Consider the following 16,348-nt stretch of genomic DNA (forward strand, 5'->3'; position numbering starts at 1 on the left):
CCACCGACCACGGAGGTCACCATGGCGAGCAACTCGAAGCCGGCGACTCGCAAGGCCGCCATCGTCGGCGGGAACCGGATCCCCTTCGCGCGGTCCAACTCGACGTACGGGCAGGCGTCCAACCAGGACATGCTCACCGCGACCATCGACGGGCTGGTCGCCCGCTTCGGTCTGCAGGGTGAGCAGGTGGGCGAGGTCGTCGCCGGCGCCGTCCTCAAGCACGCGCGCGACTTCAACCTGACCCGTGAGTCGGTGCTGGGCTCCCGGCTCGACGCCAGCACCCCGGCCTACGACGTCCAGCAGGCCTGCGGAACCGGCCTCGAGGCCGCGATCCTGGTCGCCAACAAGATCGCCCTCGGGCAGATCGAGTCCGGCATCGCCGGTGGCGTGGACACCACGTCCGACGCCCCGCTCGCCGTGGGCGACGACCTGCGCCGCATCCTCATCTCGCTCAACAGCGCGAAGACGCTGCAGGACCGGCTCAAGGCCATCGCGCGGATCCGCCCCGGCATGATCGCCCCGGAGATCCCGCGCAACGCCGAGCCGCGCACCGGCCTGGCGATGGGCGAGCACGCGCAGCTCACCGCCCACGAGTGGGAGATCGGCCGGGAGGAGCAGGACGAGCTCACCGTGCGGTCGCACCAGAACATGGCCGCCGCCTACGAGCGCGGCTTCTTCGACGACCTGGTGACGCCGTTCCTCGGCCTCACCCGCGACCAGAACCTGCGGCCGGACTCGTCGCTGGAGAAGCTGGCCAAGCTCAAGCCGGTCTTCGGGCGTGCCCTCCCCGACGGCGCCGAGGGCACGATGACCGCCGGCAACTCCACGCCGCTGACCGACGGCGCCTCCGCGGTGCTGCTGGCCTCCGACGAGTGGGCCGCCGAGCAGGGCCTGCCGGTGCTGGCCCACCTCGTCGACGCGCAGACCGCCGCGGTCGACTACGTGCACGGCGGCGAGGGCCTGCTCATGGCCCCGGTCTACGCCGTGCCCAAGATGCTGGCCCGCAACGGCCTGACCCTGCAGGACTTCGACTTCTACGAGATCCACGAGGCCTTCGCCTCCACGGTGCTCGCGACGATGAAGGCCTGGGAGGACCCGGCGTACTGCAAGGAGAAGCTCGGCCTCGACGCCCCGCTGGGCTCGATCGACCGCTCCAAGCTCAACGTCTACGGCTCGTCGCTGGCGGCCGGGCACCCCTTCGCCGCGACCGGCGGCCGGATCGTCGCCTCGCTGGCCAAGACGCTGCACCAGGCGGGTCCGGGCAAGCGCGGCCTGATCTCCATCTGCGCCGCCGGCGGCCAGGGCGTCGTCGCCATCCTCGAGTCCTGATCCCTGCCGCTGACCGGCTCAACCCTCGACACCTGACGTGGAGCCGCGCCGTGGCGCGGCTCCACGGACGGCCGCCCGGCTCGACCCGGACGACCGCAACTCGACCGGAAGGACATCCAGTGGCTGACTGGTACACGAACTTCGCGAACTCCGGCTTCGGCACCACGATCACCAAGCAGCTGGGCCTTCCGCGGCCGGCGGTGCTGCGCCGCTACGAGCCTGGACAGCCGCTGCTGCCGGGCCCGGTGGTCATCGGCTCGGCCGGCCAGGGCCGGCTGCGCGACACCGTCTCCGCCGTCCTCAAGGACGCCGGGGTGACAGTGCTGTCGCCGGTGACGGCCGACGGCTCGACCGACGGGGAGAAGCTCGGCGCCGTCGTCCTCGACGCCACGGGCCTGTCCTCGCCCGGTGACCTCGCCAGCGCGCACGACTTCCTGGCCCCGGCGATCAAGCGGCTGCGCCCGAGTGGCCGCGTGCTGATCCTCGCCGACCCGCCGCAGGCCGCTGACTCCCCGGCGCAGGCCGCGGCGCGGCAGGCGATCGACGGGCTGGTGCGCTCGATCGGCAAGGAGCTGCTCAACGGCTCGACGGCGAACGCGGTCTACGTGCCCGAGGGCGCCGAGGCGTCGGTCGCCAGCCCGCTGAAGTTCTTCCTCTCCGGCCGCTCCGCCTACGTCGACGGCCAGCTGCTCACGCTGTCGCCGGCCGACGTGCCCACCGGTGAGGACGCCGAGAAGCCGCTGGCCGGCAAGGTCGCCGTCGTCACCGGTGCCGCCCGGGGCATCGGCGCGGCCATCGCCCAGGTCATGGCCCGCGACGGCGCCCACGTCGTCGCCGTCGACATCCCGGCCGCCGGCGACAGCCTGGCGAAGGTCGCGAACGAGATCGGCGGAACGGCGCTGCAGCTCGACATCACCGCCTCCGACGCCCCGCAGCGGCTGGTCGAGCACCTGCGCGAGCGGCATCACGCGGGCGTAGGACCTGGCGTGGACATCGTCGTGCACAACGCCGGCATCACCCGCGACAAGCTGCTGGTGAACATGGACGCCGCCCGCTGGAACTCGGTGATGGCGGTCAACCTGCAGGCGCAGCTGGACATCACGCAGGCACTGCTGGACGACGGCGACGTGCTCAACGACGGCGCCCGGATCGTCTGCGTTTCCTCCCAGTCGGGCATCGCGGGCAACCGCGGTCAGACCAACTACGCGGCGTCCAAGGCCGGCGTCATCGGCATGGTGCGTGCCTGGGCCCCGCAGTTCGCGGAGCGGAACGCGACCATCAACGCCGTCGCGCCGGGCTTCATCATCACCGAGATGACGGCGAAGATGCCGCTGGGCACCCGTGAAGTCGGCTCGCGCATCAACTCGCTGCAGCAGGGCGGGCTGCCGGTCGACGTCGCCGAGACGATCGCCTGGCTGTCGCAGCCGGGCAGCGCGGGCGTGAACGGCCAGACGGTGCGGGTCTGCGGCCAGTCGATGCTGGGCGCCTGATGGGCACCACCGTGCTGGACGCGCCGCCGAACATGGCGGCGCTCTTCGCCAGGGCCGCGCTCACCGCGCGCGGCCGCGGCGGGGACCTGCCCGACACGCGGCTGGCCCGCACCGGCGTGACCGTCGAGCCCGGGAGCCTGGCCGACTACGCCCGGGTGTGCCGGTTCCCGCTCAGCGACACGCTGCCGGCGACCTATCCGCACATGCTCACCTTTCCGCTCCAGATGGCGCTGATGAGCGACCGCGCGTTCCCGCTGGCCCTCCCCGGGCTGGTGCACGTGCGCAACCGCATCGACGCCGTCCGGCCGATCGGCTCGGGCGAGACCCTCGACCTGGAGGTGTGGGCGGAGCGGTTCGCGAGCCACCGCAGCGGCGCGACCGTCGACCTGTGCGCGTCGGTCTCGGCCGGCGGCGCGGAGGTGTGGCGGAGCCGCTCCACCTACCTGGCGCGCGGCGCGAAGGCACCGGCCGGTGCACCGGATTCCGATGTGACGGTGGACGTCGGCGACCTGGGCCACCCGGTGGCCACCTGGCGGATCCCCGACGACGCGGGACGCCGCTACGCCAAGGTCTCCGGCGACGTGAACCCGATCCACCTGTCGGGCCTCACCGCCAAGGCGTTCGGCTTCAAGCGGGCGATCGCGCACGGCATGTGGGTCAAGGCCCGCGTGCTCGCGGCGGTGGAGAACCGGCTGCCGGAGGCGTTCACCGTCGACGTCGGCTTCCGCAAGCCGCTGTTCCTCCCCTCGACGGTCACCCTGGCGACGGCGGCGACCGGCGGCGGCTGGGACGCCGCGGTCCGGAACGCGAAGAGCGGCACCGAGCACCTGCTCGCCACCGTCCGCCCGCTCTAGAAGGCCCGTTCCTCTCACCACTCGCAAGCTCGCAGTGAGCCTTCCCACGGGGCCGACGAGCGAGCCGGACTGAAGGAAGACTCCTCCCATGCCTGTCTCGTTCGACCTCACCGAGGACCAGCGAGAGCTGCAGAAGTGGGTGCACGAGTTCGCCGCGAACGTCGTCCGCCCGGCGGCGAGCGAGTACGACGAGCGGGAGGACTTCCCGTGGCCGGTGCTGCAGGAGGCCGCCAAGATCGGGCTCTACAGCCTGGACTTCTTCGCCACCCAGTGGTTCGACGAGTCCGGGCTCGGCATCCCGCTCACCATGGAGGAGCTCTTCTGGGGTGACGCCGGCATCGGGCTGGCGATCGTGGGGACGACGCTGGCCGCCGCCAGCGTGCGGGCCAACGGCACCGACGAGCAGGTCGGGCAGTGGATCCCCGCGATGTTCGGCACCGAGTCCGAGCCGAAGGTCGCCGCCTTCTGCTCGTCGGAGCCCGACGCCGGGTCAGACGTCGGCGCGATGCGCACCCGCGCCGTCTACGACGAGACGACCGACGAGTGGGTGCTCAACGGCACCAAGACGTGGGCGACCAACGGCGGCATCGCCGACATCCACGTGGTGAACGCCGTCGTCGACCCGGAGCTGAAGGCCCGCGGGCACGCCAGCTTCGTCGTCCCGCCGGGTACCAGGGGCATCTCGCAGGGGCAGAAGTTCCTCAAGCACGGCATCCGCGCCTCGCACACAGCCGAGGTCGTGCTCGAGGACTGCCGCATCCCCGGCGACTGCCTGCTCGGCGGCAAGGAGAAGCTGGAGCAGCGGCTGGCGCGGGCCCGCGAGGGGCAGAAGAGCGGCCGCACGCAGCCCTCGATGGCGACGTTCGAGCGCACCCGCCCCGCGGTCGGCGCCCAGGCGGTGGGGGTGGCCCGCGCCGCCTACGACTACGCGCTGGAGTACGCCAAGACCCGGGTGCAGTTCGGTCGCCCGATCATCGAGAACCAGGCGATCGCGTTCCTGCTCGCAGACATGAAGACCTCGATCGACGCCGCCCGGCTGCTGGTGTGGCGGGCGGCGTGGATGGCGCGCAACGGGCAGCAGTTCACCGCCGCCGAGGGGTCGATGTCCAAGCTGGTGGCCGGCGAGACGGCCGTCCGGGTCACCGAGAAGGCCATGCAGATCCTGGGCGGCAACGGGTTCACCCGCGAGTACCCGGTCGAGCGCATGGCGCGCGACGCGAAGATCTACACGATCTTCGAGGGGACCTCGGAGATTCAGCGCCTGGTCATCGCCCGCACGATCTCCGGCGTGCACATCCGCTGATCGCGGATCGGTCCGCCTAGAGTCGGCGCGACGAGACGGACGAGACGGACGAGACGGACGACGCGGGGGAGTCAGGTGGACGGCGAGGGGACGGGCGGCTGGCGGTCCGTGGTCCGGGGGATCGGCGAGGTGCTGATCACCGGCGGACTGGTGCTGCTGCTCTTCGTCGTCTACGAGCTGTACGTCACCGACTACCTCACCGGCCGGCGGCAGGACGAGCTCACCCAGGAGCTGCGCGAGCAGTGGCAGCAGCCGCCGGGTGAGACCCGGCAGCTGCGCCAGGTGGAGATCGGCGACGCCTTCGGCGTCCTGCGCATCCCGCGGCTGGGCGAGGACTACGCCCGGGTCATCCTCGAGGGCACCAGCGAGGCCGAGCTGTCGCAGGGACCCGGGCACTACGAGGGGACGGCGATGCCCGGTGAGGCCGGGAACGTGGCGCTGGCCGGGCACCGGGTCGGCAAGGGCTCACCGTTCCTCGAGCTGGACGCGATGCGGCCCGGCGACCCCATCGTGGTGGAGACCGCGGACAGCTGGTTCGTCTACCGGGTGCTCGGCGACCCGGCCACCGGCGATCTCGCCGCCGATCCCAGCGGCATCCCGGGCCGGCAGATCGTCCGGCCGGCCGACGTCGACGTCATCGCCCCGACGCCGAACCAGGCGGCATCCGGGCCGACCGGGTCGTACCTGACCCTGACCACCTGTCATCCGCGGTTCTCCGCCCGTGAGCGGCTGATCATCCACGCGCGGCTGGAGGGCGGGGCGCTGCCCAAGGCGGACCTGCCCGACGGCCCGCCGGCGCTGTTCGAGGGCTGAGGGGAGCACACGTGTACGGCTGGATCTGGCGTCACCTGCCCGGCGGGACGGGGCTGAAGACGCTGCAGGCGCTCGTGCTGGTCGCGGCGGTGTGCGCGCTGCTGCTGTTCGTCGTCTTCCCGTGGGTGGAGCCGCACCTGCCCTTCAACGACGTCACCGTCGACTGAGCCCCCCCGGCGCGGGGAGATGCGCCGGGCGGGTGTGACGGAACGGTCACAGCCGCGCAACGATTCGCCGCAGCTCCGGTCTCGGGTCGCGGACCAGCGCGGACGGGTCCAGGGTCGGAGGACGGACGACGTCTCCTCGACCTCGGAGGTTCCCCGGTGCGTTCCACCCGCCTGCTCGCCCTCGCCGCCGTCGGCGCCCTGTCGCTCACCGCCTGCAGCGGGGGCGGTGACAGCGTGGACACCGGTGGCGGGAGCGGCGGTGACAACGTGCTGATCGCCGCGGTCAGCGCCCAGCCCGACCAGTTCGACCCGCACGTCACCAACGCCTACGCGAGCTTCCAGGTGCTGGAGAACGTCTACGACACCCTGGTGGTCCCCAACGCCGAGGACCTCACGATGGAGCCGAGCCTGGCGACGGAGTGGACGACCAGCGAGGACGACCTGGAGTGGCGGTTCACCCTCCGCGAGGGCGTCACCTTCCACGACGGCAGTGAGTTCGACTCCGCCGACGTCGTCTACTCCTACAACCGGATCATCGACGAGGAGCTGAGCAACTCCTACCGCTTCGCCACCGTCGAGTCGGTCGAGGCCGACGGCCCGCAGACCGTCGTCATCCGGGTCACCCAGCCCACTCCGAACCTGCCGGCGCTGATCGGCTCGTTCAAGGGCATGGCGATCATCCCCGAGGGCGCGGCCGAGGACGTCGACCTCACCACCGAGGCCGTCGGCACCGGCCCGTTCCGGCTGGAGAGCTCCAGCGCCAGCAGCACGGTGCTCACCGCGAACGAGGACTACTGGGGGCAGGCGCCGAGCATCGACGGCGTCGAGTTCCGCTACATCACCGAGCCGGCGGCGGCGCTCACCGCGCTGCAGAACGGCGAGGTCCAGTGGACCGACAACATCCCGCCGCAGCAGGTGGACGCCCTGGGCGGTGACGACTCCGTGGAGCTCGCCACCACGCCGAGCGTCGACTACTGGTACATGAGCATGAACTTCGCGCGGCCACCGTTCGACAACCCACAGGTGCGCAGGGCGATCGCCACGGCCGTCGACCGGGAGGCGGTCACCCAGGCGGCCCGGTTCGACGCCGCGCAGCCCAACCAGACGGCCATTCCGGAGGACAGCTTCTTCCACACCGACTACGCGCCCTTCGACGTCGACGTCGAGGCGGCCCGCCAGCTGATCGAGCAGTCGGGGGTCCCCACGCCGATCCGGATGGGCCTGATGGTCACCGACGAGTACCCCGAGACGGTCACCGCCGCCCAGGTCATCGCCAGCCAGCTGGAGCCCATCGGCATCGAGGTCGAGGTGCAGACGACGGACTTCGCGACCTGGCTGGACCGCCAGTCCCAGGGCGACTTCGACGCCTTCATGCTCGGCTGGCTGGGCAACGTGGACCCGTTCGACTTCTACCACGCCCAGCACATCACCGGCGGGGCCAGCAACTACCAGAAGTACAGCAACCCGCAGGTCGACGACCTGCTCACCCGCGCCTCGACCGAGACCGACGAGAAGTCCCGCAAGGACCTCTACGACCAGGCCACCCGGCTGATCGTCGACGACGTCTCCTACCTGTACCTCTACAACCCCGACGTGGTGCAGGCCTGGGCGCCGGGGCTGTCCGGCTACGAGATCCGGGCCGACAAGGCCATCAACTTCGAGGGCGTGGAGCTGCCCTGACCGGTTACCTGCTGCGGCGGGTCGGCCAGTCGCTGGTCGTCCTCGCCGGCGTGAGCGTCATCGTGTTCGCCCTGGTGCACCTCGTACCGGGCGATCCGGTGCGGCTCGCCCTCGGTACCCGCTTCTCCCAGGAGACCTACGACGCCCTGCGCGAGCGGTCGGGCCTGGACCGGCCGCTGGTCGAGCAGTTCTTCACCTGGTTCGCCCGGGCGCTCGGCGGTGACCTGGGCGTGAGCTTCCGCAGCGGTGACACGGTGACCTCGCTCATCGCCGAGCGGTTGCCGGCCACGCTGACGCTCGCCTTCGCGTCGATCCTGGTGGCGCTGGTGATCGCGATCCCGCTGGGCACGCTGTCGGCGCTGCGGCCCCGCTCGGTCGTGGACCGGGTGGCCACAGTGCTCAGCCAGATCGGCATCTCGGTGCCGGACTTCTGGATGGCGATCGTGCTGATCCTCGTGTTCGCCGGAACGCTGGGCTGGCTGCCGACGGGCGGCTACGTGCCGCTGTCCGAGGACCCGGGCGGGTGGCTGGCCCGCCTGGTCATGCCGGCGGTCGTCACCGGCGTCGTCTCCGGGTCGGTGATCACCCGGTTCGTCCGGTCCAGCGTCCTGGAGGCACTGGGCGCCGACCACGTGCGGACGGCGCAGGCCAAGGGGCTGCCGACGCGGCAGGTGTTCACCTGGCACGTGGTGCGCAACGCGCTGCTGCCCCTGGTCACGGTGACCGGCGTCCAGCTGGCCTACCTGCTCTCCGGTGTGGTCGTGGTGGAGATCGTCTTCTCCTGGCCGGGGCTCGGGCAGCTGGCCCTGCAGTCGGTCGAGGCCCGCGACTACCCGGTGCTGCAGGGCGCGATCCTGCTGTTCGCGCTGGTCTTCCTCGTCATCAACCTGGTGGTCGACCTGCTCTACACCGCCATCGACCCGCGGATCCGCCGATGACCTCCCAGCCGGGTCCTGCTGCATCGAGCGCGCCGAAGCCCACCGCTCCCCTGAAGCCGGCCAGGCCGCGCTGGCGGGAGACCCTCGGACTGCTGCTGCGCAACCCGACGGCCGCCGTCGCGGCGGCCCTGCTCCTCGGCGTGATCCTCGTGGCGATCCTCGACGAGACGCTGGCGCCGACCGGTCCCAACGAGATCGACGTCGACGAGCGGCTGCAGCCGCCCAGCGGCGAGCACCTGTTCGGCACCGACGACCTGGGCCGCGACATCTTCAGCCGGGTCATCCTCGGGGCGGCGGTGTCGCTGCGGGTGGGGCTGTTCGCCGTCGGCATCGCGCTGGTGATCGGCAGCGCCATCGGTCTGCTCGCCGGCTACTACGGCAGGTGGGTGGACGACGTCCTGATGCGGTTCATGGACATGCTCTTCGCCTTCCCGGCGGTGCTGCTGGCCATCGCCGTCCTCGCCGTCCGGGGGCCCGGGTCGGGCAACACCGCGCTGGCGATCGGCATCGTCTACATCCCGATCTTCGCCCGCGTGACCCGCGCCAGCGTGCTGGGCGTCCGCGAGGAGGTCTACGTGCGCGCCTCCCGCTCGGTGGGGGCCTCGGACTTCCGGATCCTCACCCGGCACGTGCTGCCCAACGCCGCGCCGCCGATCATCGTGCAGGCCTCGATCAGCCTGGCATTCGCCGTCCTGGCCGAGGCGGCGCTGTCCTTCCTCGGGCTGGGCACGCAGCCGCCGAACCCCTCGTGGGGCCTGATGCTGGCCGAGGGGCGCGGGTACCTGCAGATCGCCTGGTGGCTGGCCTTCTTCCCCGGGATGGCGATCTTCCTGACGGTGCTCTGCTTCAACCTGCTCGGCGACGGCCTGCGCGACGTCCTGGACCCGCGGCAGCGGACGCTGATGGGCGCGGCATCCGGGGCGGCTCCCGCCGGCTCCGAGGAGGGGGGCGACCGGTGACCGCACCGGTGCTGGAGGTGTCGGACCTGCGGGTGCGGCTGCGCACGCCGCGCGGCCCCGCCGACGTCGTCAACGGGCTGTCCTACACCGTGGGGCCGGGCGAGACGGTCGCGGTCGTCGGGGAGTCCGGCAGTGGCAAGAGCGTCTCGGTGCTGGCCCTGCTGGGCCTGCTGCCGGCGCGGGTGGCGACCGTCAGCGGGCGGGCGCTGCTGCAGGGCGAGGACCTGCTCACGATGAAGCCGGAGCGGCTGCGCCAGGTGCGCGGCCCGGGCGCGGGCATGGTGTTCCAGGACCCGATGACCTCGCTGAACCCGGTGCTCACCATCGGCCGCCAGCTCATCGAGGGGATCCGCGCGCACGGCGACGTCGACAAGGCCGCCGCCCGCCGTCGCGCCGCCGACCTGCTGGGCGAGGTGGGCCTGCCCGATCCCGAGCGCGCGCTGGACCGCTATCCGCACGAGCTCTCCGGCGGGATGCGGCAGCGGGTGGTCATCGCGATCGCGCTGAGCAACTCCCCGGCGCTGCTGATCGCCGACGAGGCCACGACGGCCCTCGACGTCACCGTGCAGGCGCAGATCATCGACCTGGTCGAGAAGCTCCAGGCCGAGCGCGGCACCGGCGTCATCTGGATCACCCACGACCTCGGCGTCGTCGCGGGCATCGCCGACCGGGTGCTGGTGATGTACGGCGGGCGCTGCGTGGAGGACGGCACGGTCGACGACGTCCTCGAGCGGCCGGCCCACCCCTACACGCGCGGGCTGCTGGGCGCCCTGCCCGACCTGGCCGAACCGGTGGATGGCGTCGTCCCCGACCTGGCGACCGTGCCGGGCACCCCGCCGCCGCCGACCGACCTGCCGAAGGGCTGCGTGTTCTGGCCGCGCTGCCCGGTGCGCGGGGACGCGCGCTGCGAGCACGAGCAGCCGCCGCTGGCGGTCATCGGCTCCGCGGCCGCGACGCTGCCGCACCGCGCGGCCACCTGGTGCACCGAAGGTCCGGAAGGGGGGCGGGCGGGGTGAGCGACGACGTCCTGGTGCGGGCCCGCGGGCTCGAGGTGCACTTCCCGGTGCGCGGGCAAGGGCTGCGCCGGAAGCAGGCGGGAGTGCTGCGCGCCGTCGACGGCGTGGACCTCGACATCCTGCGCGGCGAGACGCTCGGGCTGGTGGGGGAGTCCGGCTGCGGGAAGTCGACGCTGGGCAACGCGCTGCTGCGGCTGATCCCCTCCACCGGCGGCACGATCGACTTCGCGGGCACCGACATCACCTCGTTGAGCGGGCGGGGGCTGCGCGAGCTGCGGCGCCGGGCGGGGATGGTCTTCCAGGACCCGTTCGCCTCCCTCGATCCGCGGCGCACCGTCGCCCAGACGGTGAGCGAGCCGCTGGAGGTGCACGGGCTGCGCTCGGGCCGCAGCGAGCGGGCCCAGCGGGTCGGCGAGCTGCTGGAGCTGGTCGGCCTGGACCCGGCGGTGGCCGGCCGGTACCCGCACGAGTTCTCCGGGGGCCAGCGGCAGCGCGTGGGCATCGCGCGGGCGCTCGCGGGGGAGCCGGACTTCCTGGTCTGCGACGAGGCGATCGCCTCCCTCGACGTGAGCGTGCAGGCGCAGGTGCTCAACCTGCTGCGCGGACTGCAACGGCAGCTCGGGCTCACGCTGCTGTTCATCTCGCACGACCTGTCCGCCGTCCGGCACATCTCCGACCGGATCGCGGTGATGTACCTGGGGCGGGTCGTGGAGATCGGCCCGGCGGCCGCGGTCGGTACCGACCCGCAGATGCCCTACACGCAGGCGCTGCTCTCGGCGGTGCCGCTGCCGCACCCGGCCCTGGAACGGCAGCGGAAGCGGATCGTGCTGCGCGGCGACGTCCCGTCGCCGTCCGCCGTCCCGAGCGGCTGCCGGTTCCGCACCCGGTGCCCGTACGTGTTCGAGCCGTGCGACGACGTCGATCCCGCGCTGCAGCCGGCCGGGGCGCCCGGTCAGCTCGCGGCCTGCCACCTGCACGGCGTCGTCGGGACGCCGGCGACCGCGCCGGACGGCGTCACCGCGCAGCCCTGAACCCGGCGGCGGCTCGGACGGCCGCCGAGTGTGCACTTGTCGTCGGCCGACATGCCATGGCGCGGCGTGTCCCTCGGCATCAAGTGCTCACTCGGCCGAGGGAGCCGGAACTCAGACGGCCGGGCCGACCAGCCGGGGACGCGCGGCGGCGAGGCCGATGAGCAGCTGGCCCGCGACGACGACCAGCAGCAGCACCAGCCCGGGCTCCCACCCTCCGGTGACCTCGTGCAGCACGCCGACGCCGAGCGGCCCGGTGGCGGCCAGCAGGTAGCCGACGCTCTGCGCCGACGCCGACAGCCGTCCGGTCTGCCCGACGTCGCGGGTGCGCTGCAGGATGAGCGTCATCGCCAGCGGGAACGACACCCCGGTGCCCACCCCGTAGAGCAGCGCCCACAGCACCGGTGCCGCCTCGGGGGCGACCAGCAGGCCCACGAGCCCGGCGAGGACGGGCAGGGTGCCGACCAGGATCCAGGTGCGCTGGCTCGGCCGGCGGGCCGCCAGCGGGGGGACGACGAGCGACGCCGGCACCCCGAGCGCGGCGGCGAGCGCCAGGATCGCGCCGGCCGCCACGGGTGAGGTGCCGGACTGCGCCTCGAGGATGTCGGCCAGCCAGGTGAGCATCGAGTAGAACGACAGGGACTGGAGCCCGAAGAACAGGGTGACCGCCAGCGCCACGCGGTCGCGGAGCACGGCGGTGCGCGCGCCGCTCGGGGCGGCCGGCGGGCGGGGCGCGCCGCGCCGGGCACGGGTCAGTGCGGCCATGGCGACGAGGGCGGCGAGCACGAGGACACCCCACAGGAGCAGCCCGGTGACGGCGCTGCCGGCGGCGTCGGCCAGCGGCTGTGCGAAGCCGGCGCCGATGCTCGCCGACGCCGCCATCGAGGCGGTGATCATGCCCAGCACAAGGGCGCTGCGGGCGCCGTACTCGGCGCGGGCCGCGGCGGGCAGCAGCACGTTGGCAATCGCGATGCCGCCGGTCAGCAGCACCGTGCCGACGTAGAGCCCCGGTGTTCCCGCCAGTCGCAGCAGCACACCCACGGCGAGGACGACGACGCCGAGCAGCACCGCCCGGTGGACCCCCAGGCGGCTGGCGAGCGCCGGCGCGAACGGCGACACCAGGCCGAAGCACACCAGAGGCAGCGCGGTGACGACGGCGAGTGCTCCGGTGGACAGCGACAGCTCGTCGCCCAGCTCGCCGAGCAGCGGCCCGACGGCGGCGAACGGTGCGCGCAGGCACAGCGCGACGAGGACGAGGACGACGGCGGGCAGGGCGAGCAGCCAGCCCGGGCGCCGGCGATCGGTGGCGAGGTTCTCGTCCTGCGTCCCGGCCCTCGTCATGGCTCCATGCTGGTCCCTGGCCCTGGTCGCGGCACCGCCGGGTCGGGCGGCGGGGCGTTCGCGCAGATCAGGGGGAAGTTCGCACTTCAGGAACCCGCGCGATGTGTCGATCATCCGAGCGAGTGAGGAACTGGGCAGTCCGCCCAGGACATCTGGTCGACAGGAAGAGACCATGGCAGGCAAGTCTGTGCTGGCCGTCGGGGCACATCCCGACGACGTCGAGCTGGGGTGCGGTGCGACGCTGCTCGCGCACGCCGCCGCCGGTGACCTCGTCACCATGCTCGTCATGACCGGCGGGGAGAGCGGCCCCGGCACGGCCAACCGGCACCTCGAGCAGCGCTCCGCGGCCGCCGTGCTCGGCGCAGGCCTGCGATGGGGTGGGCTGGTCGACTGCTCGATGGTCGCCGACATCGGCACCGTGGCGGTCGTCGAGCAGGCGCTGGCCGAGACCGCGGCCGACCTGGTCTACGTGCACGCTCCGGAGGACAGCCACCAGGACCACCGTGCCGCCGCCGCGGCCACGCTCTCCGCCGCCCGCCGGCTCGCCCGCGTGCTGCACTACCAGAGCCCCTCGACCCTCAGCTTCACCCCGACCGTGTTCGTGGACGTCACCGCCCACCTGTCGGGCAAGCTCGCGGCGCTGGCCGCCCACACCTCGCAAGTCGAGAACTCCCCGATGGTGGAGCCCGACGCGGTTCAGGCCTCCGCCCGGCACTGGGGGGCCCAGGCCCGCATCGGCTTCGCCGAGGCCTTCCAGCCCACCCGCATGGTCCTCGACCTCGCCCCGGCGCCTCGGCCCGCCGACCGCCGACGGGTGTCCTCCCGTGTCGTCCCGGCACCTCACCGCACGGCGGCTGCCACGCGATGAGCCCGGCCCAGGCGGTCGTCCCCGACGGCCGTGCCCCCGCTGCCCCGCCCGCCGGCCCCGTGCCGGCGGGCGGGTCGGCGCACGGGGCGCGGCCCGACGGACGACGGCTGGTGCTGGCCGGCTACGTCGTCGCGGTGACCGCCGCCATCCTCGCCTTCGGGGCCGATTCGACGTTCGGCGTGCTCGCCGGCGCCCTGAACATCGTGTTCGCCGTCTTCTTCTTCCGGCACCTCGCGTTCGCCGTCTCGGCCGCGCGCTGGGCCGAGGCCGACCTGCTGGCCCCCGACGTCGACCTGGACGGTTACACGCCCGAGGTCGCCGTCTTCGTCGGCTGCAAGAACGAGGAACTCGTCGTCGACGGGATGATCACCGCACTCCTCGGCCTCGAGTACCCGCCGGACAAGCTCACCCTCGTCGTGGTCGACGACGGCTCCGACGACGGCACCGGGGCGCGGCTGGACGCCTGGGCGGCGAAGGAGCCCCGGCTCCGCGTGCTGCACCGGGCCCCGAACTCAGGTGGCGGCAAGTCCGGCGCGCTCAACGACGCGCTGGCCACCGTCGACGCCGAGGTGGTGCTCGTCTTCGACGCCGACCACGAGCCCGATCCCAACGCGCTCCGCCGCCTGGTCCGGCACTTCCGCGACCCCTCGGTCGGCGCTGTCATGGGCCGGTGCGTGATCCGCAACGGCCAGGAGTCGACGATGGCCACCACGGTCTTCGTCGACTTCCTGTCCGGTTACCTCGTCAACGAGTACGGCCGGCAGGCGCTGTTCGAGCTGCCCGCGTACGGCGGCGCGAACTGTGCCGTGCGGATGTCCACCCTGCGCGCGCTCGGCGGCTGGAACACCGAGACGGTCACCGAGGACACCGACCTCACGCTGCGCGTGCTGCTCTCCGGGCAGCGGGTCCGCTACGACGTCTCGGCGATCGACTACGAGGAGGCGGTGGTCACCGCCCAGCGCTTCTGGACGCAGCGCTACCGCTGGGCCCGCGGCCACCAGAAGTGCTTCCGCGACTACACCTGGGCGATGCTCCGCTCGCGGCACCTCACGGTGCTCGAGAAGGCGGAGTCGCTGCTGTTCCTGCTCGGCTACCACGTGCCCGTGCTCAGCGGCATCGGCGTGCTGCTCACCGTCCTGCGGGCGTTCGGCATCGGCGACGAGCCGATCATCGGCCTGCTGCCGCTGTCGATGCTGCTGTTCGTCGGTCCGCTGGCCGAGCTCACCGTCGGCCTGCTGGTGGGCCGGGTGGAGCGCCGGGCCGCCTGGTCCCTACTGGGGTTCCTGCCCGCGTTCGCGCTCTCGATCTGGATCACCACCCGCGCCTACCTCGACGGCATGCTGGGGCGCTCCTACACCTGGGTGAAGACCACCCGGTCCGGCGGCACCTCCACGGTCGCGCCGGCGCCGGCGGGTGGATCAGCATGAGCGACTCCACCTCGCCCCTGCCCCGCTCGATCCGCGGCCGCGTGGTCGTCCGCGGTGGTGCCCGGCGCCGCGCGGCGGTGCTGGTCGAGCTCTGCATCACCGTCGCCATCTGCCTGCTCGGCTATCACTACGGCGCGACCTGGTTCAAGGAGCACGAGGCCAGCTGGACCGTGGCGATCCTGCGCTTCTTCGGCGAGGACCGGGTCTCCGACGTCTTCCCGGGCCACATCCTGATGTTCCGGGACGGCGAGGTGCTCGACGGCGAGGTGACGACGTCCTGCTCGTCCATCCTCACCGTCATCGGCCTCACCGCGCTCACCTTCGCGGTACTGCGCGGACGGCGCCTGCACGCGGTGCTCGGGCTGGCGGTCGGCCTGGTCGCCGTGGTGGCCGCCAACGACCTCCGGCTGATCGCCTCCGCCCTCGCCGGCGTGCACTGGGGCGAGCCGGCCATGGTGCTCTTCCACGACTGGGTCGGCACGGTGTGGACGCTCGCCGCCACCCTGGGTGGCTTCCTCGTGATGGTCCACTTCACGCTGCCGAGCGCCGGGCGGGCCGAGCAGGACGTCGTCGGGCGGCACACCGCCGGGCGGCCGACCAGCTGGGCGCGCCCGGGCCTGGGCTACCGCGCCGAGGAGGTCGAGGCGGCGGGCGGCGAGCGGCGGGCCTCGCTGACCAGCTACGTGTACCGCTACCTGCTGCCCCGGTGGGCATCCCGCCGGCTGGCCGGCCGCCGCGAGGCCGGCCGGATCGACTACCGCATCGGGCACCTGCCGCCGGCGCAGCGTGCGGAGACCGCGTGCGCGCTGGTGGCCGACGGCCTCGGCGCGCACACCGCCTCCCTGCTGGCGATCGCCACGTACGAGGAGGACCCCGAGGTGCTGGACGCCCTCGCCGACGCGGTCGCCGCGCGCCAGTGGGAGCCGGTGACGAACGACCGGATCGCCGCCGTGCGCCTGTGGGCCCGCGGCTGGCTGTTCAGCCGCCGGACGGTGCGAGTGGACGGCGACGTCGTCCGGACCTGTCCATTATACCCATCTGACGCTGCCGACGAAGACGACAGTGTTACTTACGCGGGGCGCCGCATACGCAAAAAAAACAGACACACAACAACATAACACGTAACCACAATAAA

15 protein-coding genes are annotated in these 16,348 nt (G+C 72.7%); 14 read left to right on the forward strand and 1 reads right to left on the reverse strand.

Annotated elements, in window-relative coordinates; all coding sequences use genetic code 11:
- Window positions 1–21 precede the first annotated feature (21 nt).
- The 11 genes from C5508_RS08015 to C5508_RS08060 all read left to right on the forward strand — a co-directional run bounded on the left by C5508_RS08015 (window position 22) and on the right by C5508_RS08060 (window position 11,580).
- Window positions 22–1,329, forward strand: coding sequence for an acetyl-CoA C-acetyltransferase (locus C5508_RS08015; RefSeq protein WP_104524417.1), 1,308 nt, complete (start codon window positions 22–24; stop codon window positions 1,327–1,329).
- Between the two features lie 119 nt (window positions 1,330–1,448).
- On the forward strand, window positions 1,449–2,819 hold the full coding sequence (locus tag C5508_RS08020) for a 3-oxoacyl-ACP reductase (RefSeq protein ID WP_104524418.1): 1,371 nt from the start codon (window positions 1,449–1,451) through the stop codon (window positions 2,817–2,819).
- The gene (locus tag C5508_RS08025) at window positions 2,819–3,673 is read left to right on the forward strand and encodes a MaoC family dehydratase (protein ID WP_104524419.1); all 855 of its coding nucleotides are present in this window, start codon (window positions 2,819–2,821) and stop codon (window positions 3,671–3,673) included. Before C5508_RS08020 ends, C5508_RS08025 begins: the two co-directional genes overlap by 1 nt.
- An 88-nt stretch (window positions 3,674–3,761) precedes the next feature.
- Complete coding sequence (locus C5508_RS08030; RefSeq protein ID WP_104524420.1) at window positions 3,762–4,976, forward strand: acyl-CoA dehydrogenase family protein; 1,215 nt, start codon at window positions 3,762–3,764, stop codon at window positions 4,974–4,976.
- Window positions 4,977–5,051: 75 nt separating this feature from the next.
- On the forward strand, window positions 5,052–5,789 hold the full coding sequence (locus C5508_RS08035; RefSeq protein ID WP_104524421.1) for a class E sortase: 738 nt from the start codon (window positions 5,052–5,054) through the stop codon (window positions 5,787–5,789).
- Window positions 5,790–5,800: 11 nt separating this feature from the next.
- Complete coding sequence (locus C5508_RS19870; RefSeq protein WP_198597958.1) at window positions 5,801–5,956, forward strand: hypothetical protein; 156 nt, start codon at window positions 5,801–5,803, stop codon at window positions 5,954–5,956.
- 156 nt (window positions 5,957–6,112) lie between these two features.
- Window positions 6,113–7,636, forward strand: coding sequence for an ABC transporter substrate-binding protein (locus tag C5508_RS08040; protein ID WP_104524422.1), 1,524 nt, complete (start codon window positions 6,113–6,115; stop codon window positions 7,634–7,636).
- Between the two features lie 11 nt (window positions 7,637–7,647).
- Complete coding sequence (locus C5508_RS08045; protein ID WP_269801776.1) at window positions 7,648–8,574, forward strand: ABC transporter permease; 927 nt, start codon at window positions 7,648–7,650, stop codon at window positions 8,572–8,574.
- The gene (locus tag C5508_RS08050; protein WP_104524424.1) at window positions 8,571–9,533 is read left to right on the forward strand and encodes an ABC transporter permease; all 963 of its coding nucleotides are present in this window, start codon (window positions 8,571–8,573) and stop codon (window positions 9,531–9,533) included. The genes C5508_RS08045 and C5508_RS08050 overlap by 4 nt, the downstream gene beginning before the upstream one ends.
- Window positions 9,530–10,549, forward strand: a complete 1,020-nt coding sequence (locus C5508_RS08055) for an ABC transporter ATP-binding protein (RefSeq protein WP_104524425.1) — start codon at window positions 9,530–9,532, stop codon at window positions 10,547–10,549. Before C5508_RS08050 ends, C5508_RS08055 begins: the two co-directional genes overlap by 4 nt.
- Window positions 10,546–11,580 carry an ABC transporter ATP-binding protein gene (locus C5508_RS08060; RefSeq protein ID WP_104524426.1) on the forward strand — a complete coding sequence of 345 codons (1,035 nt, stop codon included), beginning with the start codon at window positions 10,546–10,548 and terminating at the stop codon, window positions 11,578–11,580. The genes C5508_RS08055 and C5508_RS08060 overlap by 4 nt, the downstream gene beginning before the upstream one ends.
- A gap of 111 nt (window positions 11,581–11,691) precedes the next feature.
- On the opposite strand, the gene C5508_RS08065 is transcribed toward C5508_RS08060, so the two are convergent.
- On the reverse strand, window positions 11,692–12,918 hold the full coding sequence (locus C5508_RS08065; protein ID WP_104524427.1) for an MFS transporter: 1,227 nt from the start codon (window positions 12,916–12,918) through the stop codon (window positions 11,692–11,694).
- A gap of 172 nt (window positions 12,919–13,090) precedes the next feature.
- Here C5508_RS08065 and C5508_RS08070 point away from each other — a divergent pair, with 172 nt between their 5' ends.
- The 3 genes from C5508_RS08070 to C5508_RS08080 are packed head-to-tail and all read left to right on the forward strand — an operon-like array spanning window position 13,091 to window position 16,331.
- Window positions 13,091–13,786, forward strand: coding sequence for a PIG-L deacetylase family protein (locus C5508_RS08070; RefSeq protein ID WP_104524428.1), 696 nt, complete (start codon window positions 13,091–13,093; stop codon window positions 13,784–13,786).
- Window positions 13,783–15,213 (forward strand): glycosyltransferase, encoded by a 1,431-nt coding sequence (locus C5508_RS08075; RefSeq protein WP_104524429.1) that lies wholly within the window; start codon window positions 13,783–13,785, stop codon window positions 15,211–15,213. The genes C5508_RS08070 and C5508_RS08075 overlap by 4 nt, the downstream gene beginning before the upstream one ends.
- The gene (locus C5508_RS08080; protein WP_104524430.1) at window positions 15,210–16,331 is read left to right on the forward strand and encodes an exosortase/archaeosortase family protein; all 1,122 of its coding nucleotides are present in this window, start codon (window positions 15,210–15,212) and stop codon (window positions 16,329–16,331) included. The genes C5508_RS08075 and C5508_RS08080 overlap by 4 nt, the downstream gene beginning before the upstream one ends.
- The last annotated feature ends 17 nt before the right edge of the window (window positions 16,332–16,348 follow it).

Source organism: Blastococcus atacamensis (assembly GCF_002938425.1).
Classification (GTDB): Bacteria; Actinomycetota; Actinomycetes; order Mycobacteriales; family Geodermatophilaceae; genus Blastococcus; species Blastococcus atacamensis.